Genomic DNA, 23,036 nt, shown 5'->3' with positions numbered 1-23,036 from the left:
GCTGTCTGCGCTCACCTGACTGGTCCCTCCGGTCGATCCACCGCCGTGCCCGGCATTTCCCATCTTTACCGGACAGAACGGCCGCCGTCGGGTGTTCACCGGACGGGTCGGTGGCCCGGCCGGCCCGGTCCGGCAGAATCGGCGGGTGCCCGTCCACCAGATCACCGACCCCGACGACGACCGGATCGCCGACTACCGCGCGCTGACCGACGTCGAGCTGCGCACCCGCTGGGAACCACCGCACGGGCTGTTCATCGCCGAGGGGGAGCTGGTGCTGCGCCGGGCGCTGCGGGCCGGCTACCCGGCCCGGTCGTACCTGGTGGACGCGAAGCGGGTGGACCAGCTCGCCGACCTCGACACCGGGGACACCCCGGTCTACGCCGCCACCCCCGACGTGCTCCAGCGGGCCACCGGTTTCCACGTGCACCGCGGGGTGCTGGCGTCGTTCCGGCGCAAGCCACTGCCGACGGCGGCCGAGGTGCTGGCCACCGCGCGCCGGGTGGTGATCCTGGAGGACGTGAACAACCACACCAACCTGGGCGCCATCTTCCGGGGCGCTGCCGCGCTCGGCATCGAGGCCGTCCTGCTCTCCCCGACGTGTGCCGACCCGCTGTACCGGCGGAGCGTACGGGTCAGCATGGGCGAGGTGTTCGCGGTGCCGTACGCCAAGTTCGAGCGCTGGCCCGAGGGCCTGGACCAGGTACGGGAGGCGGGTTTCACCGTGCTCGCCATGACGCCGGCTCCGGACGCCGTGCCGATCCAGCGGCTCACCGCGGCGCACCGCGAGCGGGCGGCGCTGCTCCTCGGAGCCGAGGGCCCCGGCCTCACCGCGGCAGCCCAGGCGGCCAGTGACGTGCGGGTGGTCATCCCGATGCGGCGCGGAGTGGACTCGTTGAACGTGGCCGCCGCCGCCGCCGTGGCGTTCTGGGAACTCGGGCGCGACGATCCCCGCTGAGGCGGGTGCGGCCGGGGCGGCCAGCGCGGTGAAGGAGACGTAGAACACCCGTGCGCTCAGCGGAACAGCACATAGCATCCGCAGTCGTGACGACTTCGCCCGATGTGAGCATCCACCCGTTTCGGGTCGACATACCGCAACGCGATCTCGACGATCTGTACGAGCGGCTCGATCGCACCAGGTGGCCCGACCAGATGCCCGGCGCGGGCTGGGAGTACGGCATCCCGCGGGACTACCTGATGGAGCTGGTGCGGTACTGGCGGCACGAATACGACTGGCGTACCGCGGAGGCCCGGCTCAACGAGTGGCCCCAGTTCACCACCACGATCGACGGGGCGGGCATCCACTTCGCGCACATCCGGTCTCCGGAGCCGGGCGCGACTCCGCTGCTGATCACGCATGGCTGGCCGGGTTCGATCGTAGAATTCACCGAGGTCGTCGGGCCGCTGACCGATCCGCGGGCCCACGGCGGCGACCCGTCGGACGCCTTTCACCTCGTCCTGCCGAGCATCCCGGGGTTCGGGTTCTCCGGGCCGACGCGGGAGACCGGCTGGGAGTTCCGGCGGGTGGCCGCCGCCTTCGCCGAACTGATGCGGCGTCTCGGCTATCAGCGGTACGGCGTGCAGGGCGGTGACTGGGGTTCGCTCATCTCCCGCGAGCTCGGTCGTACCCGCCCCGAGCAGGTCATCGGCGTACACCTGAACCTGCTGCCGCGCTCGGCCGCGACGGAGGAGCCCGACGCGGATCTGCTCGCCCGGTTGAGCCCGGCGGAACGGGATCGGACGCTGGCCTCGTGGCGGCGTACGCAGGAATGGGACCGCGACAGCGGCGGCTACGCGGCGATCCAGTCCACACGGCCGCAGACGCTCGCCTACGGCCTGACCGACTCTCCGGTCGGCCAGCTGGCCTGGATCGCGGAGAAGTTCAAGGAGTGGACGGACTCGTCGACCCGTCCGGAAGACGCGATCGACCGGGATCACCTGCTCACCAACGTCATGCTCTACTGGCTCACCCGGACGGCGGGCTCGTCGGGCCGCATCTACTACGAGCGGGCACACTCGGACTACTGGGAGACGCCGCCGGAGCCCTCCGCCGCACCGACCGCGCTGGCTGTCTTCCCACGGGACAACTTCATTCCGCTGCGGCACATCGCCGAGCAGACGAACAACATCGTGCGGTGGACGGAGTTCGACCGGGGCGGGCACTTCGCCGCGATGGAGGCACCCGAGCTGCTGGTCGGTGACATCCGAGCGTTCTTCCGGCAGCTCCGCGCGCAGCCGTCCGACTGAGCCGCGACGACCCGGGGGTGGGGGCGGCGACAACGCCTCCACCCCCGGGGCGTCAGGCGTAGTACTTCGACCAGAAGTTGTGCGTGGGCCAGCTGGTCACGGCGCGCGCGGCCTGCCACAGCAGCGGGTCGATCTCGCCGTAGCCGAGCCCGGAGTCGTCGTCGCGCTGGTTGAACAGGGCCGCCCAGCTCATCCCGTCGTACGTGCGGACCAGCAGGCTGTAGTTGCCGGGCAGGCTGCCGGTGTGCCACGTGTTACGTCCGGTGCCGCCGGAGACCGGTCGCACCGCCCAGCCCAGGCCGTAGTACCAGCCGTTGCTGTTCACACCGGTCGGCTTCGGCACCGCCCAGATCCGGCTGAGCGAGGTGCTGTTCAGCAGGGTGCTGCCGACGTCGAAGGCGGATGCCCAGCGCACCATGTCCACCGCCGAGGCGATCCAGCCGCCGTTCGCGTCGTGCAGCCGCATGCTGAACGTGCCGTACGGCGCGGCCACCGTCGTGCCCGAGTCGTCCAGCACGGTCGTCCCGGTGTACTGCGACCGATAGCCGACCTCGCCACTGTGTCGGGCGATCGTCCAGCCGTTCGCCATCCGGGTGATGCCCAGTGGGGCGAGCAGCGTCTGCTTGACGTACGTCTCGTACGGCACTCCGGTGACCGCCTCCACCACCCGGCCGGCGAGCAGGTAGCCGTAGTTGCTGTAGGAGACGGTCGCCCCCGGGTCGTGCAGCAGGGGCTGGCCGGACATGAACCGGATGACGTCGGCGTGCCGCAGCTCCATCGGCACCCCGAGGGACCGGGCGATGATCCGGTCCTTGAACAGCGGGTCGAAGTTGGTCGCGTCCCGGTCCCAACCGCCGGTGTGCTGCAACAGCCGCCAGAGGGTGACCTGCCCCAGCCGGGGGTCGACCGTCTGCCCGGCCGGGGGCGTCAGGTCGACGAACTTCCCGACCGGGTCGCCGAGGCTGAGCCGGCCGTCCTGGGCGAGCCGGACGATCGCCGCCGCGGTCAGCGACTTCGACAGGCTGGCCACCCGGAACAGCGACGTCGGCTGGATCAGCTGCGGCGAGTTGTTGCCGTAGCCGCGGGCCAGCACCAGCCGCCCCCGGTAGGTCACGGCGAGCTGCCCGGCGGAGATCCGCCGGGCCAGCATGTAGCTCTTCATGGTGTCGTCGAAGCTGCGCAGCGCGGCAACCGCGGTGCCACTCGCGGACCAGGTCTCCGGTGCCGCCACGGCCGGCGTGGCGGCGAGCGCGCCCACGCCGAGGGCCCCCGCGCCAGCGGCGCCGACCAGCTTGCCGAACGTCCTGCGGCTGACCGTCGTACTGTTCATGCCCCACCTTCCGGTTGATCACGGAAACCGGCACGTTACCGGAGTTGATCAACCTAGGTGGCCCCGTGGATCGGCCGGGGCGAACGGCCGGTTCGTCGGACGAACCGGACGGTCGGTGCGCGCGCGGAGGGTGTTGCCCGGGGCACGGCGTGTGGACCCGGGCGGGCGGTCGAGAATCCAGGTCACGGACGGTAGCGTGTCGGCCGTGTTCCCTACCGTCCGTGAGGTCCTCGCCCTGGACCCGGTCCGCCGCGGCGCCCCGCGCCTGGTCGCCGGGGCCGCCGGGCTGGACCGCCCGGTGCGCTGGGTGCACGTGGCCGAGGTGCCCGACATCGCCACCCTGCTCGGCGGCGGCGAGCTGGTGCTGACCACCGGCATCGGGCTGCCCGCCGACGACGCCGGGCTGCGCGCCTTCATCGGCGACCTCGCCGACGTCGGGGTCTCCGGCCTGCTGGTCGAGCTGGGCCGCCGGTACGCCAGCGAGGTGCCCCGGGTGATGATCGCCGCCGCCGAGCGCCGCGGCCTGCCGCTGGTCGAGCTGCGCCGGGACACCCCGTTCGTGCGGATCACCGAGGCGGTGCACGCGCTGATCGTCGACGCCCAGCTCACCGAGCTGCGCGCCACCGAGGAGATCCACCAGCGCTTCACCGACCTCTCCGTCGAGGGCGCCGGCCCGGCCGAGGTCATCCGGCAGGCGGCCGAGCTGTCCGGGTGCCCGGTGGTGCTGGAGAACCTCTCCCGCCAGGTGCTCGCCTACGACCCGGCGGGGGAGAGCGCCGAGCTGCTGCTGGACGGCTGGGAGCAGCACTCGCGCCGGATCCGGCCGGCCGGGCGGACCGCGTACGACCCGGACAGCGGCTGGCTGGTCACCACGGTGGGCGCCCGCGGGCAGGACTGGGGCCGGTTGCTGCTGCGCTGGCCGGCCGCCGGCGAGCTGGCCCGGCCCGGCCGCGTCGGGACGGACGCGGGACCGGGCACGGCCCACGACGACGGCGCGCCCACCCCGGCCGGCGACCCGCCCACCCGGCTGACCATCCTGGTCGAGCGGGCCGCGTCCACCCTGGCGCTGGTCCGGCTGATCCGCCGCGACGCCGAAGGGCTGGAACGGCAGATCCACCGCACCCTGCTCACCGCCCTGCTGGACCACTCCCGGCCGGTGGACGAGGTGGCGCTGCGCGCCCGGGCGCTCGGCGTGGTGCTGGAACGCCGGCACCTGGTCGGGGTGGTGGTCCGCCACCGCACCGACGACCCGGCCGGTGAGCACACCGGCGACAGCGGTGAACCGGGGGCCTTCGGCGAGCCCACCCCGGACGCCGGCCCGGCCCGGCTGCGGGACCTCGCCGAGGCGGTCGGTCAGGCCCTGCGCGAGGCGAAACTGACCGCGTTGACCAGCGCGGTCGATGACCACGCGGTCGGCGCGCTGCTCGCCCTGCCGGACGCCGCCGCCGAGGAGCGGGCGCTGGCCGCGTTCGCCGCCGCGCTGCGCCGGGGCCGCCCGGACGGCCGGCATCCGGACGCCGCGTCCCGGCAGCCCGACGCCGTGGTGCCGCGGCAGCCGGACGGCGGCTCCTCGCGGTCCGGCGGCCGGGGCGCACCGGCCGGCTCTGCCGGGCTGATCGTCGCCGCCGGCTCCGGGGTGGGCAGCCTGCGCGAGGCTCGCCGCTCGCTCACCGAGGCCCGCCAGATCGCCGAGGCCGCCCGGCGGGACCGACGGGACCTGCCGATCTTCCGGCTGCCGCACGTCGGTCTGGCCGGGCTGCTGCACCTGCTGCGCGACGAGCCACGCCTGCAGACCTTCGTCGAGCGCGAGCTGGGCGCCCTGCTGGCGTACGACGCGCGGCACCCCCGGGAGCAGCTGCTCGGCACCCTGCGCGCGTACCTGGAGCAGGGCCGGAACAAGTCGGCGGCGGCCGCTGCGGCGCACCTGTCCCGGCCGGCCTTCTACGAGCGGCTGGCCCGGATCGGCCGCATCCTCGACGTCGACCTCGACTCGGTCGACGCCTGCCTCTCCCTCCACGTGGCCCTGCTAGCCCTGGACGCCATCCGCACCCCCTGACGCCCCCCACCCGCGCAGGGACCGAACCGGGTCAGGGGAGGGGGGTGAGGGTTTTGGCGTAGGTGGGGGGGATGTGGTGGGGGCCGCCGGGGGTGAAGACGTCGGAGGTGGCGGCGGCGGACCAGGCGGTGTCAGGGACGGCGTCGACCAGGGCGCGGACCACCGGGGCGTCGCGCCACTGCTCCTGCTCGGCGAGCAGGCTCAACGCCACCACCGACTCCTCCACCTCGCCGACGCACTCGAACGGCTTGTGCCCGTCCACGCCGAGCAGCTCCCGGTAGCCGGGGATCTGGCCGGCGTCGGCCAGCAGGTCGCCGCCGAAGATGTGGGTGATCCGCTCGCGGGACATGAACGGCGCCATGGCCAGGAAGACGAACCGGCACTTCGGGCAGTTCCGGCACCAGCGCTCGCTCGGGTCGTGCAGCTTGAACGCGGCGTTGCAGCTGGTCACCACGTCGTCGTAGCGGTCGATCTCGGCGAAGAGCCGGGCGATGTGCAGCTCCGACAGCGACCGCAGCAGCGAGAAGTACGGCTCGGCCAGCCCCGCGTGCTCGGTCAGCGCCGCCCGCATCAGCCCCTCCGCCTCGACCCCCTTGGACCACTGGTGGTTGATCTCGTGACCGTTCCAGACCAGGTTCGGGTCAGACGCGGAGCGCTCGTTGGACATCACCACCGGGCCCAGCCCGTGCAGCACCGCGGTGGCCACCGCGATCAGCGAGTTGATCGCGGTGACCGGAATGTGCCCGTTCAGCGCGCCCGCGGCGTTCAGCTCGAACAGCCGCGGGTCGATCCGCCGGCGGGCGGCCAGCGGGGCGAGCCCGGAGGCCTCGTTCACCGAGACGATCACGTGGTTCGGGTTGACCGAGAACGGCACCGGGTCCATCCCGGCCCGGCGCAACGCCTCCAGGCTGACGATCGAGTCCTTGCCGCCGCCGACGGCCGAGAGCGGCCGCCGGTCGGAGTTGTCCAGCGGCGCCGCCGGCTTCACCGAGCCGGGCGGGACCTCGGGGGTCAGCTCCAGCACGTGCGGCAGCTTGTTGCGGTACGCGTACTCGGCGAGGCCCTGGGTGTAGATGCCGGTGACCAGCGCGGCGGCAGCCGGGCCGAGCGGGGCCGGCAGCATCAGCCGGCCGGGCGCGGCGGCCTTGTAGTAGCTCACCCCGGCCACCACGTGCAGCAGCTCCAGCACCCGGCCGAGGGCGGCGACGGTGGCGTCCGACGGCGGCTCGGCCGGCAGCGGGAAGGTGACCACCTCGGTGAAGGTCAGCTCCGCGTCGGGGCCGCTCAGCCGGTAGTCGAACAGGGCCTCGCCGGTGGAGAGGTCGATCGAGTAGGACGGGAAGGTGAAGGCGTCCATCCGCCGGAGCTGTCCGTTGAGCACACGCCATACTAGGCCGTGGTTCACCCGTCCGCGTCCGGCTGCGCCAGACTCGGCCGCCGACCCGCCGCCCGCCCGGAGGAGATCACCTGTGCGCTTGTCTGACCTGCGCGGACGTACCGTGGCCGTCTGGGGCGCCGGCCGGGAGGGCCGGGCCGCGGTCACCGCGATCGCCGCGCACGGCCCGGCCGGGCTGGTCGCCGTCGACGACAGCGCCAACTTCCTCTCGCTGCCCTGGGACGGGCCGCTGGCCGAGGCGGCGCCGCTGGTCGTCGGTGAGGAGGGCTTCGCCCGGCTGGCCGCCGCCGACGTGGTGGTCCGCTCGCCCGGCGTGCCGCAGACCCACCCGTGGCTGGTCGAGCTGCGCCGGCGCGGGGTCACCGTCACCCAGGGCACCGCGCTCTGGATGGCCGACCACGCCGAGCGCACCATCGGGGTCACCGGCAGCAAGGGCAAGAGCACCACGTCCAGCCTGATCAGCCACCTGCTCGCCGCGGTGGACCGGCCGAACGTCTTCGGCGGCAACATCGGGGTGCCCACGCTCGACCTGCCCGAGGCCGAGCTGTACGTGCTGGAGCTGTCCAGCTACCAGTGCAGCGACCTGACCGACTCGCCCCGGGTGGCGGTGGTCACCGCGCTCTTCCCGGAGCACCTGGACGCGCACGGCGGCGAGGCCGAGTACTACCGCGACAAGCTGAACCTGATCGCGTACGGGCCGCGGACCGTGGTGGTCAACGGCAACGACCCGCGGCTCGCCCTCGAACTGGGTGACCGGGCGGCGGTACGCGCCGGCCGGCCGGACACCGCCCACGTGGCCGCCGGCCCGGACGGCGCCCCCTGGTTCCACCTCGTCGACCAGCCGCTCTTCCCGCGCGCGGTGCTGCCGCTGGTCGGCCGGCACAACGAGAGCAACCTCTGCGTCGCGCTGGCCGTGCTGGACGCGCTCGGCGCCGACGTGGTGGCCCGCAAGGACACCCTCGCGGTGGCCGTGGCCGGGTTCCAGGGGCTGGCCCACCGGCTCACCGAGATCGCCGACCCGTCCGGGCTGACCTTCGTCGACGACACCCTCGCCACCAGCCCGTACGCGGCCATGCACGCGATCGACGCGTACGAGGGACGACCGTTGACGGTGATCGTCGGCGGCACCGACCGGGGGCTGGACTACAGCCCGCTGCGCGAGCACCTCGCGGAGCGCGAGCTGACCGTGATCGGCATCCCGGACAGCGGCGGGCGGATCGTCGAGGCGCTGGCCGGGTTGCCCAAGGTGCGCACCGAGGTGGTCGACGAGCTGGTGGACGCGGTCCGGCTGGCCCGCGAGCTGACCCCGGCCGGCGGGGTGGTGCTGCTCTCGCCGGCCGCGCCCAGCTACGGCCGGTTCCGCAACTTCGAGCACCGCTCGGAGGTCTTCGCCCAGGCCGTCGCCGACACCGCCGGCTGACCGCCGTCCATTCCGGGTCTGCGCCGCCGCGCGGCTCAGTCGGGTCCGCTGGGCCGCGGAGGTCAGGCGGGTTGCGGCAGGGCGGCGTGCAGGGCACGCATCGAGCGGATGGCGGAGCGGATCTCCTGCAGGTAGCGGCCCGGGCTGAGGGTCGGCTCGGGCAGGGTGGCCAGGTCGGGCAGGGCCGGGTCCACCCCGACCGTCTCGATCCGGCAGCCGTACGGCACGGCCAGCGTGCGTAGCGCGTCGCAGTGCTGGAACGGGACGTAGATCGGCGCGGTCACCATCAGCACCGGGTCGCCGGGGGCGAGCCGGACGTGCTCGGCCCAGAAGCGCTGGGTGTCGGCGGTGTGCGCGCGGCGCCGCTCGGGCTCGGTGGACGGGGCGGCCAGCACCCGCACCGGTGGCGTCCCGGCCGGGCGGTACGTCCGGGACGACCACGAGTGGTGCGGGTGCCCGGCGTCCACGCCGTCCTGCTCGGCCGGCCCGGCCACGCCGAACGCCAGCCGCACCGCCGCGTCCAGCGCGGCCACCTCGGTGTCGCACCGCTCGACCCCGGCGGCGGCCAGCATGGCGTGCTCGGCGGCGGAGAGCGGGCGGAAGCTGCCCAGCACCGCCACCTCGCCGCCGATCCGGGTGCCGGCGCGCAGCAGGTGGGCCGCGTACGCCACCCGGCGCAGGCAGGCGTGCGCCAGCCCACCGAGCACGACCAGGTGGGCGTAGCCGGGCCGGGCCGGCGGCCGCGACCGGACCAGGCCGAGCACGGCCGCCGCGGCGAGCACCCGGCCGGCGGTGGCCGGGTCGAAGGCCGGTTCCCGCGCCTCGGGCCGCTCCCGGCCGCCCCGGTAGTCCCAGTGCTTCGCGGAAAAGTCGTCCAGCCCGGCCAGCACCGCCGCGAGGTCACCGCCGGGCCAGTCGCCGCCGAAGTGCGCCACCAGCCCACGCAGCGGTTCGGCACCGATCCAGGCGGCGATGCCCGCGGTGATCGCGGCGGCGTCCGCGCCGGCGGGCAGCGGCGGGTCCGCGACCGGCGCGGTGGCGACCCCGATGGACCCCGGCGCGCGGGCACCCAGCGACGGCGGTACGGAACGCTCGGGCACGGTCGGATGCTACCGGCCGGGTCACGGCCGTTCCGGCGACCGGCCGGACCGGCAGGCGACCGGATCGGCCGGTCGCGCTCAGGTGTTGCGAGACCTGCCGGCGACCGGGGTGCTGACCGTGACCGGCGACCGGGGTGCTGACCGTGACCGGCGACGGGGGTGCTCACCGCGGCGGCGACCGGGTGCTCCCGGGACCGCGGTACGGAAAGCGGCGGCCAGAACGCGTCGAGGCCACCGGAAACGTTCCCTGCGGCTGCGACGGCCACGGAAAGCGTGGCGTCGAGGCTTGACGATCTGTCAGCCGAAGCCGGTCCGCCGGCTACAGGCTGGCACTTGTCCACCGGGCTCGATGGTGAAAGCGTGCGGTATCCGCGTACGCCGCTGAAGGGGACAGGCGACCATGACCTCCGACGACCTGCTGGCCCGGCACCGGGCCGTGCTCCCGTCCTGGATGCCGCTGTACTACGCCGAGCCGATCGAGTTGGTTTCCGGCTCCGGCCGCCGGGTCACCGACGCCCAGGGGCGCAGCTACCTGGACTTCTTCGGCGGCGTGCTGACCTCGATGATCGGGTACGACATCCCGGAGATCCGCGAGGCGGTCGAGCGGCAGCTGCGCACCGGCATCGTGCACAGCTCGACGCTCTACCTGATCCGCCAGCAGGTCGAGCTGGCCGAGAAGGTGGCCCGGGTCTCCGGCATCCCGGACGCCCGGGTGTTCTTCGCCAACTCCGGCACCGAGGCGAACGAGGCGGCGCTGCTGTTCGCCACCAACCACCGCCGCTCGGCGCAGATCCTCGCCGTGCGCAACAGCTACCACGGCCGGTCGTACGCCACTATGGGCGTGACCGGCAACCGCGGCTGGTCGGCCAGCGCGCTCAACCCGCTCCAGGTGGCCTGGCTGCACTCCGGCGAGCGGCTGCGCGGCCTGCTGGCCCGGCTCAGCGAGTCCGAGCGGGTCGACGCCGCCGTCGAGGACCTGCGCGAGGTGCTCGCCACCCAGACCGCCGGCGACGTGGCCTGCCTGATCGCCGAGCCGATCCAGGGCGTCGGCGGCTTCGTGCACCCGCCGGACGGCCTCTTCGCCGCCTGGAAGAAGGTGCTCGACGAGCACGGCATCCTGTTCGTCTCCGACGAGGTGCAGACCGGCTGGGGGCGTACCGGCGAGCACTTCTGGGGCTACCAGGCGCACGGCGTGACGCCCGACCTGCTCACCTTCGCCAAGGGCATCGGCAACGGCTTCGCCCTGGCCGGCGTGGTCGGCCGGGCCGAGGTGCTGGAGTCGGTGCCGGCGATCAGCTTCTGCACGTTCGGCGGCAACCCGGTCTCCACCGCCGCCGGCAACGCCGTGCTGGACTACCTGCTCGACCACGACCTGCAGGCCAACGCGGCCCGCACCGGCGCGATCCTCGCCGACGGCCTGCGCGCCGCCGTGGGCGGGCTCGACTGCGTCGCCGAGGTACGCGGCAAGGGGCTGATGCTCGGCGTCGAGTTCGTCCGCCCGGGCACCGCGGAGCCGGATCCGGTGCTGACCGGGCGCGTCCACGAGGCGTGCAAGGCCGGCGGGCTGCTGGTCGGCAAGGGCGGCCTGTACGGCAACGTACTGCGGATGGGTCCGCCGCTGACGCTGACCGAGGAAGAGGCGCGCGAGGGGCTGGCCATCCTGGTCGACGCCATCCGCTCCAGCGCGGCGGCGGAGGTGGCGGCGTGAGCACCCCCACCACCATCGGGCACTTCGTCGACGGCAAGCGGTTCACCGGCACGTCGGGCCGGCGCGGCGACGTCTTCGACCCGGCGACCGGCCGGCGTACCGGCGAGGTGGAGCTGGCGAGCGCGGCGGATGTCGCGGTCGCGGTGCAGGCCGCCGAGCGCGCGGCCCGGTCCTGGCGGGACGCCTCGCTGGCCAAGCGGACGGCGGTGCTCTTCGCCTTCCGCGAGCTGGTGCACGCCCGGCGGGAGCGGCTGGCCGAGGTGATCACCGCCGAGCACGGCAAGGTGCTCGCCGACGCCGCCGGCGAGGTGCAGCGCGGCCTGGAGGTGATCGAGTACGCCTGCGGCATCCCCTCGGCGCTGCGCGGCGGGTTCAGCGAGAACGTCTCCACCGAGGTCGACTCGTACAGCCTGCGCCAGCCGCTCGGGGTGGTCGCGGTGATCTCCCCGTTCAACTTCCCGGTGATGGTGCCGCTGTGGTTCGTGCCGGTGGCGGTGGCCTGCGGCAACGCGGTGGTGCTCAAGCCCAGCGAGAAGGACCCGAGCGCCGCGCTGCTGCTCGCCGAGTGGTTCGCCGAGGCCGGCCTGCCCGACGGGGTGCTGAACGTGGTCAACGGCGACAAGGAGGCGGTCGACGCGCTGCTGGACCACCCGGGCGTGCGGGCGGTCTCGTTCGTCGGTTCCACCCCGATCGCCCGGTACGTCTACCAGCGCGGCACGGTGGCCGGCAAGCGGGTGCAGGCGCTCGGCGGGGCGAAGAACCACATGGTGGTGCTGCCGGACGCCGACCTGGACCTGGCCGCCGACGCGGCGGTGAACGCCGGGTTCGGCTCGGCCGGTGAGCGGTGCATGGCCATTTCCGCCCTGGTCGCCGTGGAGCCGGTCGGCGACGACCTGGTCGCCCGGATCGCCGAGCGGATGGCCCGGCTGCGCACCGGCGACGGCCGGCGGGGCTGCGACATGGGGCCGCTGGTCACCGCGGCGCACGCCGACAAGGTCCGGTCGTACGTCGAGGCCGGGGTGGCCGCCGGCGCGGTGCCCGTGGTGGACGGGCGCGACGTCGAGCCGGACGGCGACCCGGCCGGGTTCTGGCTCGGCCCGACGCTGTTCGACCGGGTCACCCCGGAGATGTCCATCTACACCGACGAGATCTTCGGTCCGGTGCTCAGCGTGGTCCGGGTCGGCTCGTACGACGAGGCGGTCGAGCTGGTCAACGCCAACCCGTACGGCAACGGCACGGCGATCTTCACCAACGACGGCGGCGCGGCCCGGCGCTATCAGCACGAGGTGGAGGTCGGCATGGTCGGCGTCAACGTGCCGATCCCGGTGCCGATGGCCTACTACTCCTTCGGCGGCTGGAAGTCCTCGCTCTTCGGCGACCTGCACGCGCACGGCGAGGACGGGGTGCGCTTCTTCACCCGGGGCAAGGTGGTCACCAGCCGCTGGCTGGACCCCCGGCACGGCGGGGTCAACCTCGGCTTCCCCACCCAGACCTGAGCAGCCGCAGGACGCCCGCCCCGGCCAGGTACGCCACCAGGGCTGCGACGGGCACGCCCAGCGGCTCGGCGGCCTCCTTCGGCGCGGTGCTGTTGGCGACCAGCCCGTACACCACTGCGGCGAAGGCGGCGGCGGTGAGCGCGGTGCGGGCGGTCGCCCGCCGGCGGGCTCCCGGCTCGGGCCGGCCGCCCGCCGCCGGTGCCCGCGCCGCGGCGGGCCGGCGGGTGCGGCCCTCGATGGGACCGAAGACGGCGATCAGCGCGGCCAGCACCACGGTCAGCAGCAGCACCCACGGCAGCCGCCAGGCCAGCCAGGCCGCCGAGCCGGGCGGGGGCGTCGGCAGCACGCCCGCCGCGTCCAGCGCGCCGACGAGCAGGATCACCGCGGTCAGGTGCCAGAGGAAGACGGTGAGCACGACCGCGTTCACCGCGATCACCGCCTGCCAGGGGCGGGAGCGGCGCAGCCAGCGTTGCGCCGCGTCCTGGAGCAGGAGGATCAGGCCCAGCTGGGCGGTGGTGACGGCGAGCAGCGCCACGCTCGGCGGCGCGGCGTTGTCCAGCGGTTCCCCCGGGATGTTGATCATGCTGACCGGGTACGGCCCGGGTCCGGTCAGCAGCACGGCCGCGGTGAGCCCGCCGAGCAGCATCGCCACGCCGGCCCGGTGGGACATGGGCAGCCGGCCGGACCAGATGCCCCGGGTTGCGGCGGTGCCGTCCCGGTCCGCGCCGGTGGTGCCGTTCCGGTCCGCGCCGGCGGTGCCGCCGGTGCGAGCGGTCTCGCCGCCCGGGGTGGTGGCCGCCGCCCGCGGCCCGGTGGTGCCGGCCCGGGCCTCCTGCCAGGCGAAACCGAGCTGGTGGACGGCCAGCCAGCCGAACAGGTAGTTGGGCAGGGCGAGTTCGGCCGGGCCCAGTGCCCGCCCCAGGTCGCCGGCGGCGACCAGGGCGGCCAGCGCCACCGGGACGGCCAGCCCGAACCGTCGGTGCAGCGCGTACGTCACCGGGGTGAGCGGAACCACCACGAGGTACGCGGCGAGGAACCAGAGCGGGATGGTGGCGAACCAGACGACGGTGCGGATCAGCGGCGCCTCGGCTCCGACGAGCCGGGCGGCGAGCGCGCCGACCGCGAGCACCACCAGCAGCGCGGTGGTGGGCCGCAGCAGCCGGGCGCTGCGGCCAAGCAGCCAGCCGGTGGCGTCGCCGCCCCGGTGCCGGTGCGCGGTCAGCGAGGCGGCGTTGGCGAACCCGCCGACGATGAAGAACACCGGCATCACCTGTACCGCCCAGGTCAGCGGGTAGGCCCAGGGCAGCTCGGGCAGTGCGGACCGCCCGGTCGGGTCGCCGTCCGCGTCGTAGCCGATCGCGGCTACCGCCCAGTGGCCGAGAACGACCAGAATGATGGCGAGCGCGCGGAGCAGGTCGACGTACCGCTCCCGGTCAGCCGGCGTACGCGCGGCGAGCTCGCGCAGTCGGCGCATGATTCGAGGCTATGCCACCGCGAGGTGGCCGGCTCTGATAACGGTTCGGTCGTCGGGTCTTGAAGTCCTGGCCCGGCTGCCGTAGAAATTCTTCAGCAACATTCTGTGAATTGAAGACAAGCAACGAATCCCCCGTGCCTCGAAACGGCGGGACGCCACCCCCAGACGACCGGCGACCGCCAGGACCCGATCCGAGGAGAGACCATGAACAGGCGTGAGATCCTGCGGCGGAGCGCCGCTGCCGGCCTGCTGGCCACCCCCGCCGCCGGTCTGCTGGCCGGCTGCGCCACCGGTGGTGGCGGCGACAAGGACGACTCCGGCACCTACAAGGGCACCAAGAGTGAGCAGAACCCGCTCGGGGTGAAGGAGGACGCGCCGCTCGAGGTGGTGATCTTCAACGGCGGCTTCGGCGAGGAGTACGCCAAGGCCCACGAGGCCATGTACACCGAGAAGTACCCGAAGGCGAAGATCAACCACTCGGCGACGCAGGAGATCGCCAAGACCCTCCAGCCGCGCTTCGTCGACGGCACCCCGCCGGACGTGGTGAACAACTCCGGCAAGGACCAGATCGACTTCAACGGCCTGGTCTCCCAGAACGCCATCGCCGACCTGGGTGAGCTGCTCGCCGCGCCGAGCCTCGACATTCCCGGCAAGACGGTCAAGGACACGCTGCTGCCGGGCGCCGTCGAGGTCGGCTCGTACGACGGCAAGTTCATGGTGCTGAACTACACCTACACCGCCTACGGCATCTGGCACTCCACCAAGCTCTTCACGGAGCGCAACTGGGAGTACGCCAAGACCTGGGACGACCACATCGCGCTCTGCAAGCAGATCAAGGCGGCCGGCATCGCGCCCTGGACGTACGCCGGTAAGCACCCCCGGTACATGAGCTGGCCGCTGATCGCCACGGCCATCAAGTTCGGCGGGCCGTCCGTCGCGACCGCGATCGACAACCTCGAACCGAACGCGTGGAAGTCCGACGCCATGAAGGCCGCCGCCGACGCGTGGCACCAGATCGTTAAGGACAAGTACATCCTGGACGGCTCGCCCGGCCTCGACCACGTGCAGTCGCAGACCGCGTGGTGCCAGGGCAAGGCCGCCTTCGTCTCCTGCGGCTCCTGGCTGGAGAGCGAGCAGAAGAAGGTGACCCCCGAGGGGTTCAACATGACGATCCAGCCGACGCCGAGCCTGGGCAGCGGTGACAAGCTGCCGTTCGAGGCGATCCGCGGTACCGCCGGCGAGCCGTTCATGGTGCCGGCCAAGGCCAAGAACCTCGCCGGCGGCTTGGAGTACTTCCGGATCATGCTGTCGAAGAAGGGCGCCCAGGACTTCACCAAGAAGGTCTCCAGCCTGACCGTGGTGGCCGGGTCGACCGAGGGCATCGAGCTGCCATTCGGTCTCAGCAGCGTGACCAAGGCCCTGGACGCCTCCGGCAGCAACGGCTTCAACTGGGTCTACAACAACTACTACCGCAAGCTGGAGCGCGAGCTCGTCGACGCGGCGTGCGGCGAGTTCTTCAGCGGCCGGATCGGCCCGGCCGAGTTCCTCGACATGTGCCAGAAGGGTGCCGACTCGATCGCCCAGGACAGCTCGATCAAGAAGTACAAGCGGGCGGCGTGACATCCGGCCGGTGGGGGCGGGGCAGCCCCCACCGGCCCGCGGCTGTGGGAGAAGGTCCTTTCTCGTGAAACATGGCAAGTACCCGCTGATCATCACGTTCCTGGTACCGCCGCTGCTGCTCTACGGCATCTTCGTGCTCTCGCCGTACCTGCAGGCCTTCCAGATCTCGACCACCGACTGGCTCGGCTACTCGGCCGAGGCCAACTCCGTCGGATTGGCCAACTTCGAGCGGCTGCTGGACGACGACCGGGTGTGGAACGCCCTCAAGAACAACGCGTGGCTGCTCCTGGTGGTGCCGGTGGTGACCATCGTGCTCGGCCTCTTCTTCGCCACGATGCTCAGCATGGGCGGTCGCAAGGGTCGGGCGGGGGTGACCGGCGTACGCGGCACGTCCGTGTACCGGATGGTCTACTTCTTCCCGCAGGTGCTTTCCGTGGTCATCATCGCCCTGCTGTGGAAAGAGGTCTACCACCCCAACAGCGGCCTGCTCAACGGTGCCCTTGGTGCCATCGGCCTGCCAACGCCGGCCTGGCTGGGTGATCCCCGGTTCGCCTTCTGGTGCGTGCTGGCGGTGATGATCTGGAGCAACGTCGGCTTCTATGTGGTGCTCTTCGGCGCGGCCATGTCAGCCATCCCGCGGGACATCTACGAGGCGGTGATGCTCGACGGGGCGTCCCGCTGGACCACCCTGCGAAAGATCACCATCCCGCTGCTCTGGGACACCGTGCAGGTCGCCTGGATCTACCTCGCGATCGCTGCCCTGGACGGGTTCATCCTGATCCAGCAGATGACCAACGGCGGCCCCAACTTCTCCTCCGACGTCATCGGCCTGCGGATGTACGAAACCGCGTTCGGCAGCGAGAGCAAGTTCGGCTACGCCTCGGCGATCGGCGTGGTGCTGTTCTTCCTGACCCTCTCGGTGGCGGCACTGGCGCTGCGGGCCGCCCGGCGTGATCGGATCGAGTACTCGTGACAACCCTCGACAGGACCGCGTCCGACGGCGCGGCCGTGGCGGACCGGCCGGCGCCGCGGGACGGCAAGCTCCGCCGCGATTTCGGCGTCGCCAACGTCTTCTCGCACTGGTTCCTGCTGCTCTGGGGCGCGTTAACCGCGCTGCCGCTGCTCTGGATGTTCCTCAGCTCGTTCAAGAGCGACGGGGAGATCCTGTCCGACCCGTGGGGCCTGCCCGGCGCGCTGCGGTTCGAGAACTGGGCGCGCGCCTGGACCGAGGCGCACATCGGCCAATACTTCCTGAACAGCGCGATCGTGGTCACCGGATCACTCACCCTGACGATGCTGCTGGGCGCCACCGCGGCGTACGTCTTCGCCCGGTACGAGTTCCCCGGCCGGCAGGTCTTCTACTACCTGTTCGTCGGCGGGATGATGTTCCCGGTCTTCCTGGCCCTCGTGCCGCTCTTCTTCGTGGTGCGCAACGCCGGTCTCTTCGGCACCTGGACCGGGCTGATGCTGGTCTACGCCGCCTACTCGCTGCCGTTCACGGTGTTCTTCCTGACCGCCTTCTTCCGGACCCTGCCGACCGCGGTCGCCGAGGCGGCGCTGATCGACGGGTGCGGTCACTTCCGGCTCTTCTTCCGGGTGATGCTGCCGATGGCGCGACCGGGTCTGATCAGCATCGCGATCTTCAACTTCCTCAGCCACTGGAACCAGTTCATCCTGCCGCAGGTGCTCATGCAGGGCGACGACTCCAAGTGGGTGCTGGCGCAGGGACTCGCCGCGCTCGCGGTCAGCCAGGGCTACCAGGGCGACTACAGCGGCCTCTTCGCCGGTCTGACCATCGCCACGCTGCCGGTGCTCGCGGTCTACATCGCCTTCCAGCGGCAGATCCAGGCGGGCCTGACGGCGGGTCAGCTGAAGTAACCCGAGTCCGTGACCGGCCATCGGCTGGAGACCGACGACCTCGACGCCGACGTGGCGACGCTGGCCGCCCGGGGCGTCCGCTCCGCCGACGGCGGGATCCAGGAGGCGCCCTGGGGGCGGTACGCCACCTTCGACGACCCGGACGGCAACGGCATCGTGCTCCAGGCCACCACCCGTGGCTGAACCGGACGTCTTCGCCGCGCTGGCCAACCCCACCCGGCGGGCTGTGCTGCGGCTGCTGCTGGAGCGGGGAGAGCAGCCGGTGCACCGGCTGGCGGAGCACTTCGCCCATGCGCCGGCCCAGCCTCTCTGAGCACCTGCGGGTGCTCAAGGAGGCCGGCCTGGTCGTCGAGCAGCCCGCCGGCCGGCAGCGGCTCTACTCGCTGCGACCCGAGCCGCTGCGCGAGGTCGTCGACTGGCTCACCCCGTACGAGCGGTTCTGGCGCGGCCGCCTCACCCGGCTGCGTGAGGTGCTGTCGCAGGTGCCCGATGAGTGACCCGGGCACCGTCGCGGTGGATGAGCTCATGTCTCACCCGCCGGCCAAGGTCTGGCGGGCGCTGACCGATTCTGATCTGCTCGCCCGCTGGCTCATGCCGAACGACCTCGTGCCGGGTCGGGCGCCGGTTCACCTCCCGTACCGACCCGGGTCCGGAGTTCGACGGCACCGTGCACTGCGAGGTGCTCGACCTCGACCCGCCGCGCCTGCTGCGTTGGGCCTGGCGCGGTGGCCGGCTGGACACCGTGGTGACCTGCACGCTCCTCGCCAAGGGACGCGGCCCCCACCCCCCACCCCCCACCCCCCACCCCTCCCACCCCTCCCACCCCCCACCCCTCCCATCCCCCACCCATCCGGGTTGATCAAGGGGTTTGCGTCATGATCCGGCCCGGATCATGACGCAAACCCCTTGATCACCTGCGTGTACCGGGCGGGCGCGGGGCGGGGGCGGAGAGTGCCGGGGTGGTCAGGTGGGGGTGGGGACCAGGCGGGCGTGCAGGGTGGTCGGGTCGTCCACTTCGGGCAGGTCCCGCGCGGCGAGCCAGGCCGCGGCGGCCGCCCCGTCGCCGGCCGAGTGGAGCGGCGCGTCCGGCCAGCGCCGGGCCGCCTCGTCGCGTACGGCGGCGGCGAGCGGGGTGTCGCCGGTGAGTAGCCCGCCGCCGAGCACGATCGGGGTGACCGCGCCGGCCGGCCGGATCCGGGTGACGCTCTCCGCGAGGTGACCGGCGGCCTCGGCGATCAGCGCGCGTCCGGTCGGTTCCCCGGCCACCGCGGCGGCGACCACGCGGGGGGCCAGTCGGGCCAGTTCTACCGGCGGGCGTCGGGTGACCGCCTGGATCAGCGTGTCGACGGTGTCCCGGGGGCGGACCGCCACCTCGGGGGTGCCGAGCAGGTCGGTGAGCACCTGCCGGCCCAGCGTGTCGGGTGCCCGGCCGGAGTCCAGGTCGGCCAGTAGCCGGCGGACCGCCTCGCGGCCGAGCCAGAATCCGGAGCCGGCGTCGCCGAGCAGCCAGCCGTGGCCGTCGGCCACCCGGTCCAGTCGCAGGTCGTGGACCTGGGCGGCGATCGCGCCGGTGCCGGCGATGAGCACCGTTCCGTCCGGGGCGGCGGTGCCCGAGGCGTACGCGACGAGGGCGTCGCCGTGCACCGCGTACGGGCAGTGCAGGCCGGCGTCGTGCCAGGCCCGGTCGAACGCCGCCCGCCCGGCCGGGTCGGCGAGCAGCCGCCCGGCTCCGGCGAGGCCGATGGTGCCGGCGCGGACCCGGGCGGGGTCGGTGTCGGCGAGCGCGCCGCGCAGCGCGGCGAGCAGTTCGGCGGCGGCCCGGTCGGCGCCGTGGCTGGTCGGGTTGCCGCCGCCGGCGCGGCCGTCGCCCAGTCGCCGGCCGTCCAGGGTGAGGGCGGTGGCGCGGGTGGAGGTACCCCCGACGTCGAGACCAACCACGACGGTGTCGGACATCGGCTCGGGCCCCTCCTGCTGCGCTGCTGTGGCGCATTCATGCTGGTCGGCCCGGTGGCGGCAGGCAAGGTCGGCGACCGCGGTACGGCTGTGCGCCAGGTAACAGTTTGAAAACTTCGCCCACGGCCTTGACACGGAGGGGCGGTCAGTAAGAACTTTTACCACTAACAGTTAACAGTCTTTTCGGAAAGGCGTCCCATGGTTGATCACGAGGTGGACACCTCCGCGGGGACCGCGGTGGTCGACGCCGACGCGTTCGACCGACGGGGCGCGCTGCCCTCCGACGGCGTGCTGGCCCGGGTGCGCGCCGGCGTCGACGAGCTGACCGGCGCGCTGCGCCGGGTCGCCGAGCACGTGCTCAGCGACCCGGAGGCGGCCGCCAGGGCGACCATAGTGGAACTCGCGGAGCGCAGCGGTACCTCGCCGGCCACGATCACCCGGTTCTGCCGGGCGATGGGCTTCGAGGGCTACGCCGACCTGCGGCTGGGCATCGCCGCCGAGACCGGGCGGGCCCGCTCGGCCGGCTGGACCGTCGACATCGGACGGGAGATCCAGCCCAGCGACCCGCTGGAGCGGGTGCTCGACCAGATCATGGCCGCCGACACCCGGGCGATGCACGACACCGCCGCGCTGCTCGATCTCGCCGAGGTGGAGCGGGCCGCGGTGGCCATCGCCGGTGCCTCCCGGGTGAACATCTTCGGCGCCAGCGGCAGCGCGCTGGTCGGCGAGGAGATGCAGTTCAGCCTGCACCGCATCGGGGTGGCCGCGTGGGCCTGGAACGACGTCCACTCCGGGCTCGCCTCGGCCGCGCTGCTGCGCCCCGGCGACGTGGCGCTCGGCATCTCGCACACCGGGCAGACCCGGGAGACCATCGAGGTGCTCGCCGAGGCGGGCAGCCGCGGCGCCACCACCGTGGCGCTCACCGGCTTCCCCCGCTCGCCGCTGGCCGAGCTGGCCGACCTCGTGCTGGTCACCGCCAGCCAGGCGACCACCTTCCGGCCGGACGCGCTCTCCGCCCGGCACCCGCAGCTGGTCGTGCTCGACCTGCTCTACATCGCGGTGGCCCAGCGCACCCACGACCGCGCCCACGCGGCCTTCCGGCGTACCGCCCAGGCCGTCGACGGGCACAAGGCCGCGAGGGAGGCCCGCTCATGATCAGCGCTCAGGGGTACGCGGAAGCGGTCCGTCCGGTGCTCGACCGGCTGGTCGACAGCAGCGCGGACGGGATCGCCACGGCCGCCGACCTGATCGCCGCGAGCCTGCGCGCGGGCGGGGTGCTCCAGGCGTTCGGGGCCGGGCACTCCGAGGCGTTCGCCGCCGAACTGGTCGCCCGGGCCGGCGGCCTGGTCCCCACCAACCGGCTCTCCATCCACGATCTGGTGCTGCACGGCGACGCCCCGCGTGACGTGCTCGCCGATCCGAAGCTGGAGCGCGACCCCACCATCGCCCACCAGCTCTACGCCCTTGCGGCACCCCAGCCGCAGGACGTGTTCGTGGTGGCGTCCCAGTCCGGCATCAACGGCTCGGTGGTCGAGCTGGCGGCGCTGGTCACCGGGCGCGGTCACCCGTTGATCGCGGTCACCTCGGTCGAGCACACGGCACGGGTCGCCCCGCGGCACCCGTCCGGCCGGCGGCTCGCCGACCTCGCCGACGTCGTGCTGGACAACGGCGCGCCGTACGGCGACGCACTGCTGCCGCTCGAGGGCGGCGGCGCGGTCTGTGCGGTCTCCTCGGTCACCGCGGCGCTGCTGGCGCAGCTGCTGACCGCCGAGGTCGTACGACGGTTCCACCAGGCCGGAGAGGTACCCCCTATCTACCTCTCCGCCAACGTCCCCGGTGGGGACGAGCACAACCTCGCCCTCGAGTCGCGGTACGCCGGGCGCCTCCGGCGGACCGCCTGACCCGAACACCTCAAGGAGAGACGACGATGTCGATTACCCCCGAGAACCCGGCCGACCTGAGCCGCCGCACCGTGCTGCGTCGGGCCGCCGCGGTCGGCCTGCTCGCCACCCCGGCCGCCGGCCTGCTGAGCGCCTGCGCCGGCAGCGAGCCGAGCAAGTCCGACGACACCGGCGCCGCGAAGAGCAAGGACAACCCGTTCGGCGTCAAGGACGGCAGCGCCGTCAAGGTCGTCATCTTCAACGGTGGCCTCGGCGACCAGTGGGCGAAGGAGGACAAGGTCCTCTTCAACGCCAAGCACCCGAACATCACGGTCAACATGAGCTCCACCCAGAAGATCAAGACCGAAGAGCAGCCGAAGATGGCGACGCAGCCGAGCGACCTCGTCATGAACTCGGGTGCGGACAGCATGGACCGCAGCACCCTGATCAACGAGGGTGCGATCGAGCCGCTCGACGACCTGCTCACCGCGCCCGCCTGGGACGGCGAGGGCACGGTCGCCGACACCCTGCTGCCGGGAACCGTGTCCGACGGCACGCAGAACGGCAAGTTCTACGTGGTCAACGTGGCGTACACAGTCTGGGGCAACTGGTACAATGCCGCCCTGTTCAAGCGGGAGGGTTGGCAGGCGCCCACCACCTGGGACGACTTCTTCGCGCTCGCACCGAAGATCAAGGCCAAGGGCATGGCGCCGTACGTCCACGACGCGGTCCACGGCTACTACCCGCGCTGGGCGCTCATGGCGAGCATCTGGAAGGCGGTTGGCAAGCAGGCCGTCATCGACATCGACAACCTGAAGGACAACGCCTGGAAGGCGGACGGCATCGTCGCGGCGCTGGAGCCGTGGGAGAAGCTCGTCAAGGACCGGCTGCTCCTGCCGGGCAAGCTCGACCACACCCAGTCGCAGCAGGCCTGGCTCGACGGCAAGGCCGCGTTCATCCAGGTCGGCACCTGGCTGAAGAACGAGATGGCCGCGACCATCCCGCCGGGCTTCGAGATGACCCTCTCGGACTACTGGTCCAAGCCGGGCGACAAGGCGGCGAAGGACGTCTTCGCCGGCTCCGGTGAGGGCTTCGTGGTGCCGAGCAAGGCGCCGAACAAGGCGGCGGCCAAGGAGTTCCTCCGCGCCATCCTGTCCAAGGCCGGTTCGGCGAAGTTCGCGGAGCTGACCAAGTCGCTGGCCTCCACCAAGGGCTCCGGCGACAACGTGCAGGACTCCGCGCTGGCGTCGGCGAACACGCTGATGAAGAACGCCACTCCGGACCTCATCTCGGTCAAGCTCTGGGACTTCTACGCCGACCTGGACAAGGAGAGCCAGAACCTGTCCGAGGAGCTGATGGCCGGCCGGCTCACCGCCCAGCAGTTCGTCGACAAGATGCAGGCGGCCGCGGACAAGGTCGCCAAGGACTCCTCGATCAAGAAGCAGACCCGCGCCGCCTGACAGGCCCCGACCAGTTAGAGA

Annotated in this window: 20 protein-coding genes; 15 read left to right on the top strand and 5 right to left on the bottom strand. The window is 72.7% G+C overall.

Annotated features, from left to right (window positions below):
- Nucleotides 1-91: 91 nt before the first annotated feature.
- Both FHX32_RS21015 and FHX32_RS21010 read left to right on the top strand, forming a co-directional pair.
- A complete protein-coding gene (locus FHX32_RS21015) occupies nucleotides 92-955 on the top strand; it encodes a TrmH family RNA methyltransferase (protein ID WP_486481220.1) in 864 nt (287 codons plus the stop codon).
- A 110-nt stretch (nucleotides 956-1,065) separates the two neighbouring features.
- The gene (locus tag FHX32_RS21010; protein ID WP_486481249.1) at nucleotides 1,066-2,244 is read left to right on the top strand and encodes an epoxide hydrolase family protein; all 1,179 of its coding nucleotides are present in this window, start codon (nucleotides 1,066-1,068) and stop codon (nucleotides 2,242-2,244) included.
- 52 nt (nucleotides 2,245-2,296) lie between these two features.
- On the opposite strand, the gene FHX32_RS21005 is transcribed toward FHX32_RS21010, so the two are convergent.
- Entirely contained in the window at nucleotides 2,297-3,574 is a 1,278-nt protein-coding gene (locus FHX32_RS21005) for a serine hydrolase domain-containing protein (RefSeq protein WP_167185642.1), read from the bottom strand.
- A 205-nt stretch (nucleotides 3,575-3,779) separates the two neighbouring features.
- On the opposite strand from FHX32_RS21005, the gene FHX32_RS21000 reads away from it, so the two are divergent.
- Nucleotides 3,780-5,630, top strand: a complete 1,851-nt coding sequence (locus FHX32_RS21000) for a PucR family transcriptional regulator (protein WP_486481219.1) — start codon at nucleotides 3,780-3,782, stop codon at nucleotides 5,628-5,630.
- Between the two features lie 31 nt (nucleotides 5,631-5,661).
- Here FHX32_RS21000 and FHX32_RS20995 read toward each other — a convergent pair whose 3' ends face one another.
- Nucleotides 5,662-7,011, bottom strand: coding sequence for a MurL-like N-terminal domain-containing (locus FHX32_RS20995; RefSeq protein ID WP_167185636.1), 1,350 nt, complete (start codon nucleotides 7,009-7,011; stop codon nucleotides 5,662-5,664).
- 88 nt (nucleotides 7,012-7,099) lie between these two features.
- Between FHX32_RS20995 and murD the strand changes: the two genes are divergently transcribed.
- Nucleotides 7,100-8,446 (top strand): UDP-N-acetylmuramoyl-L-alanine--D-glutamate ligase, encoded by a 1,347-nt coding sequence (gene murD, locus FHX32_RS20990; RefSeq protein WP_167185633.1) that lies wholly within the window; start codon nucleotides 7,100-7,102, stop codon nucleotides 8,444-8,446.
- Nucleotides 8,447-8,508: 62 nt separating this feature from the next.
- Here murD and FHX32_RS20985 read toward each other — a convergent pair whose 3' ends face one another.
- Nucleotides 8,509-9,546, bottom strand: a complete 1,038-nt coding sequence (locus FHX32_RS20985; protein ID WP_486481218.1) for a hypothetical protein — start codon at nucleotides 9,544-9,546, stop codon at nucleotides 8,509-8,511.
- Nucleotides 9,547-9,946: 400 nt separating this feature from the next.
- Here FHX32_RS20985 and FHX32_RS20980 point away from each other — a divergent pair, with 400 nt between their 5' ends.
- Nucleotides 9,947-11,254 carry an aspartate aminotransferase family protein gene (locus tag FHX32_RS20980; RefSeq protein ID WP_167185629.1) on the top strand — a complete coding sequence of 436 codons (1,308 nt, stop codon included), beginning with the start codon at nucleotides 9,947-9,949 and terminating at the stop codon, nucleotides 11,252-11,254.
- Nucleotides 11,251-12,750, top strand: a complete 1,500-nt coding sequence (locus FHX32_RS20975; RefSeq protein ID WP_486481217.1) for a CoA-acylating methylmalonate-semialdehyde dehydrogenase — start codon at nucleotides 11,251-11,253, stop codon at nucleotides 12,748-12,750. Before FHX32_RS20980 ends, FHX32_RS20975 begins: the two co-directional genes overlap by 4 nt.
- Here the strand turns inward: FHX32_RS20975 and FHX32_RS20970 are convergent.
- A complete protein-coding gene (locus tag FHX32_RS20970; RefSeq protein ID WP_167185626.1) occupies nucleotides 12,722-14,224 on the bottom strand; it encodes an acyltransferase family protein in 1,503 nt (500 codons plus the stop codon). The two genes, FHX32_RS20975 and FHX32_RS20970, sit on opposite strands and share 29 nt — an antisense overlap.
- Before the next feature lie 204 nt (nucleotides 14,225-14,428).
- On the opposite strand from FHX32_RS20970, the gene ngcE (FHX32_RS20965) reads away from it, so the two are divergent.
- The 6 genes from ngcE (FHX32_RS20965) (at nucleotide 14,429) to FHX32_RS20945 (ending at nucleotide 18,219) form a co-directional block, all read left to right on the top strand.
- Nucleotides 14,429-15,844: an N-acetylglucosamine/diacetylchitobiose ABC transporter substrate-binding protein gene (ngcE, locus tag FHX32_RS20965; protein ID WP_167185623.1), complete on the top strand. Its 1,416-nt coding sequence runs from the start codon at nucleotides 14,429-14,431 to the stop codon at nucleotides 15,842-15,844.
- Between the two features lie 64 nt (nucleotides 15,845-15,908).
- Complete coding sequence (locus FHX32_RS20960; protein WP_167185620.1) at nucleotides 15,909-16,817, top strand: carbohydrate ABC transporter permease; 909 nt, start codon at nucleotides 15,909-15,911, stop codon at nucleotides 16,815-16,817.
- On the top strand, nucleotides 16,814-17,722 hold the full coding sequence (locus tag FHX32_RS20955) for a carbohydrate ABC transporter permease (protein ID WP_167185616.1): 909 nt from the start codon (nucleotides 16,814-16,816) through the stop codon (nucleotides 17,720-17,722). The genes FHX32_RS20960 and FHX32_RS20955 overlap by 4 nt, the downstream gene beginning before the upstream one ends.
- Before the next feature lie 9 nt (nucleotides 17,723-17,731).
- Nucleotides 17,732-17,905 carry a VOC family protein gene (locus tag FHX32_RS20950; RefSeq protein ID WP_167182781.1) on the top strand — a complete coding sequence of 58 codons (174 nt, stop codon included), beginning with the start codon at nucleotides 17,732-17,734 and terminating at the stop codon, nucleotides 17,903-17,905.
- Nucleotides 17,898-18,035, top strand: a complete 138-nt coding sequence (locus FHX32_RS35280; protein ID WP_486481216.1) for a hypothetical protein — start codon at nucleotides 17,898-17,900, stop codon at nucleotides 18,033-18,035. The genes FHX32_RS20950 and FHX32_RS35280 overlap by 8 nt, the downstream gene beginning before the upstream one ends.
- On the top strand, nucleotides 18,013-18,219 hold the full coding sequence (locus FHX32_RS20945; RefSeq protein WP_486481215.1) for an ArsR/SmtB family transcription factor: 207 nt from the start codon (nucleotides 18,013-18,015) through the stop codon (nucleotides 18,217-18,219). Before FHX32_RS35280 ends, FHX32_RS20945 begins: the two co-directional genes overlap by 23 nt.
- A gap of 466 nt (nucleotides 18,220-18,685) precedes the next feature.
- Here the strand turns inward: FHX32_RS20945 and FHX32_RS20935 are convergent, their stop codons facing one another.
- Nucleotides 18,686-19,675, bottom strand: coding sequence for a BadF/BadG/BcrA/BcrD ATPase family protein (locus FHX32_RS20935; protein ID WP_167185610.1), 990 nt, complete (start codon nucleotides 19,673-19,675; stop codon nucleotides 18,686-18,688).
- A gap of 198 nt (nucleotides 19,676-19,873) precedes the next feature.
- Between FHX32_RS20935 and FHX32_RS20930 the strand changes: the two genes are divergently transcribed.
- The 3 genes from FHX32_RS20930 to ngcE (FHX32_RS20920) are packed head-to-tail and all read left to right on the top strand — an operon-like array spanning nucleotide 19,874 to nucleotide 23,015.
- The gene (locus FHX32_RS20930; RefSeq protein ID WP_167185607.1) at nucleotides 19,874-20,830 is read left to right on the top strand and encodes a MurR/RpiR family transcriptional regulator; all 957 of its coding nucleotides are present in this window, start codon (nucleotides 19,874-19,876) and stop codon (nucleotides 20,828-20,830) included.
- Nucleotides 20,827-21,576 carry an SIS domain-containing protein gene (locus FHX32_RS20925; protein ID WP_167185604.1) on the top strand — a complete coding sequence of 250 codons (750 nt, stop codon included), beginning with the start codon at nucleotides 20,827-20,829 and terminating at the stop codon, nucleotides 21,574-21,576. The genes FHX32_RS20930 and FHX32_RS20925 overlap by 4 nt, the downstream gene beginning before the upstream one ends.
- A 26-nt stretch (nucleotides 21,577-21,602) precedes the next feature.
- Nucleotides 21,603-23,015: an N-acetylglucosamine/diacetylchitobiose ABC transporter substrate-binding protein gene (ngcE, locus tag FHX32_RS20920; protein ID WP_167185601.1), complete on the top strand. Its 1,413-nt coding sequence runs from the start codon at nucleotides 21,603-21,605 to the stop codon at nucleotides 23,013-23,015.
- Nucleotides 23,016-23,036: the final 21 nt, after the last annotated feature.

Source organism: Micromonospora sp. CNZ280 (genome assembly GCF_011759515.1).
Note: the sequence above shows the minus strand (reverse complement) of the source record. Positions and strands in the feature narration are given on the sequence as shown.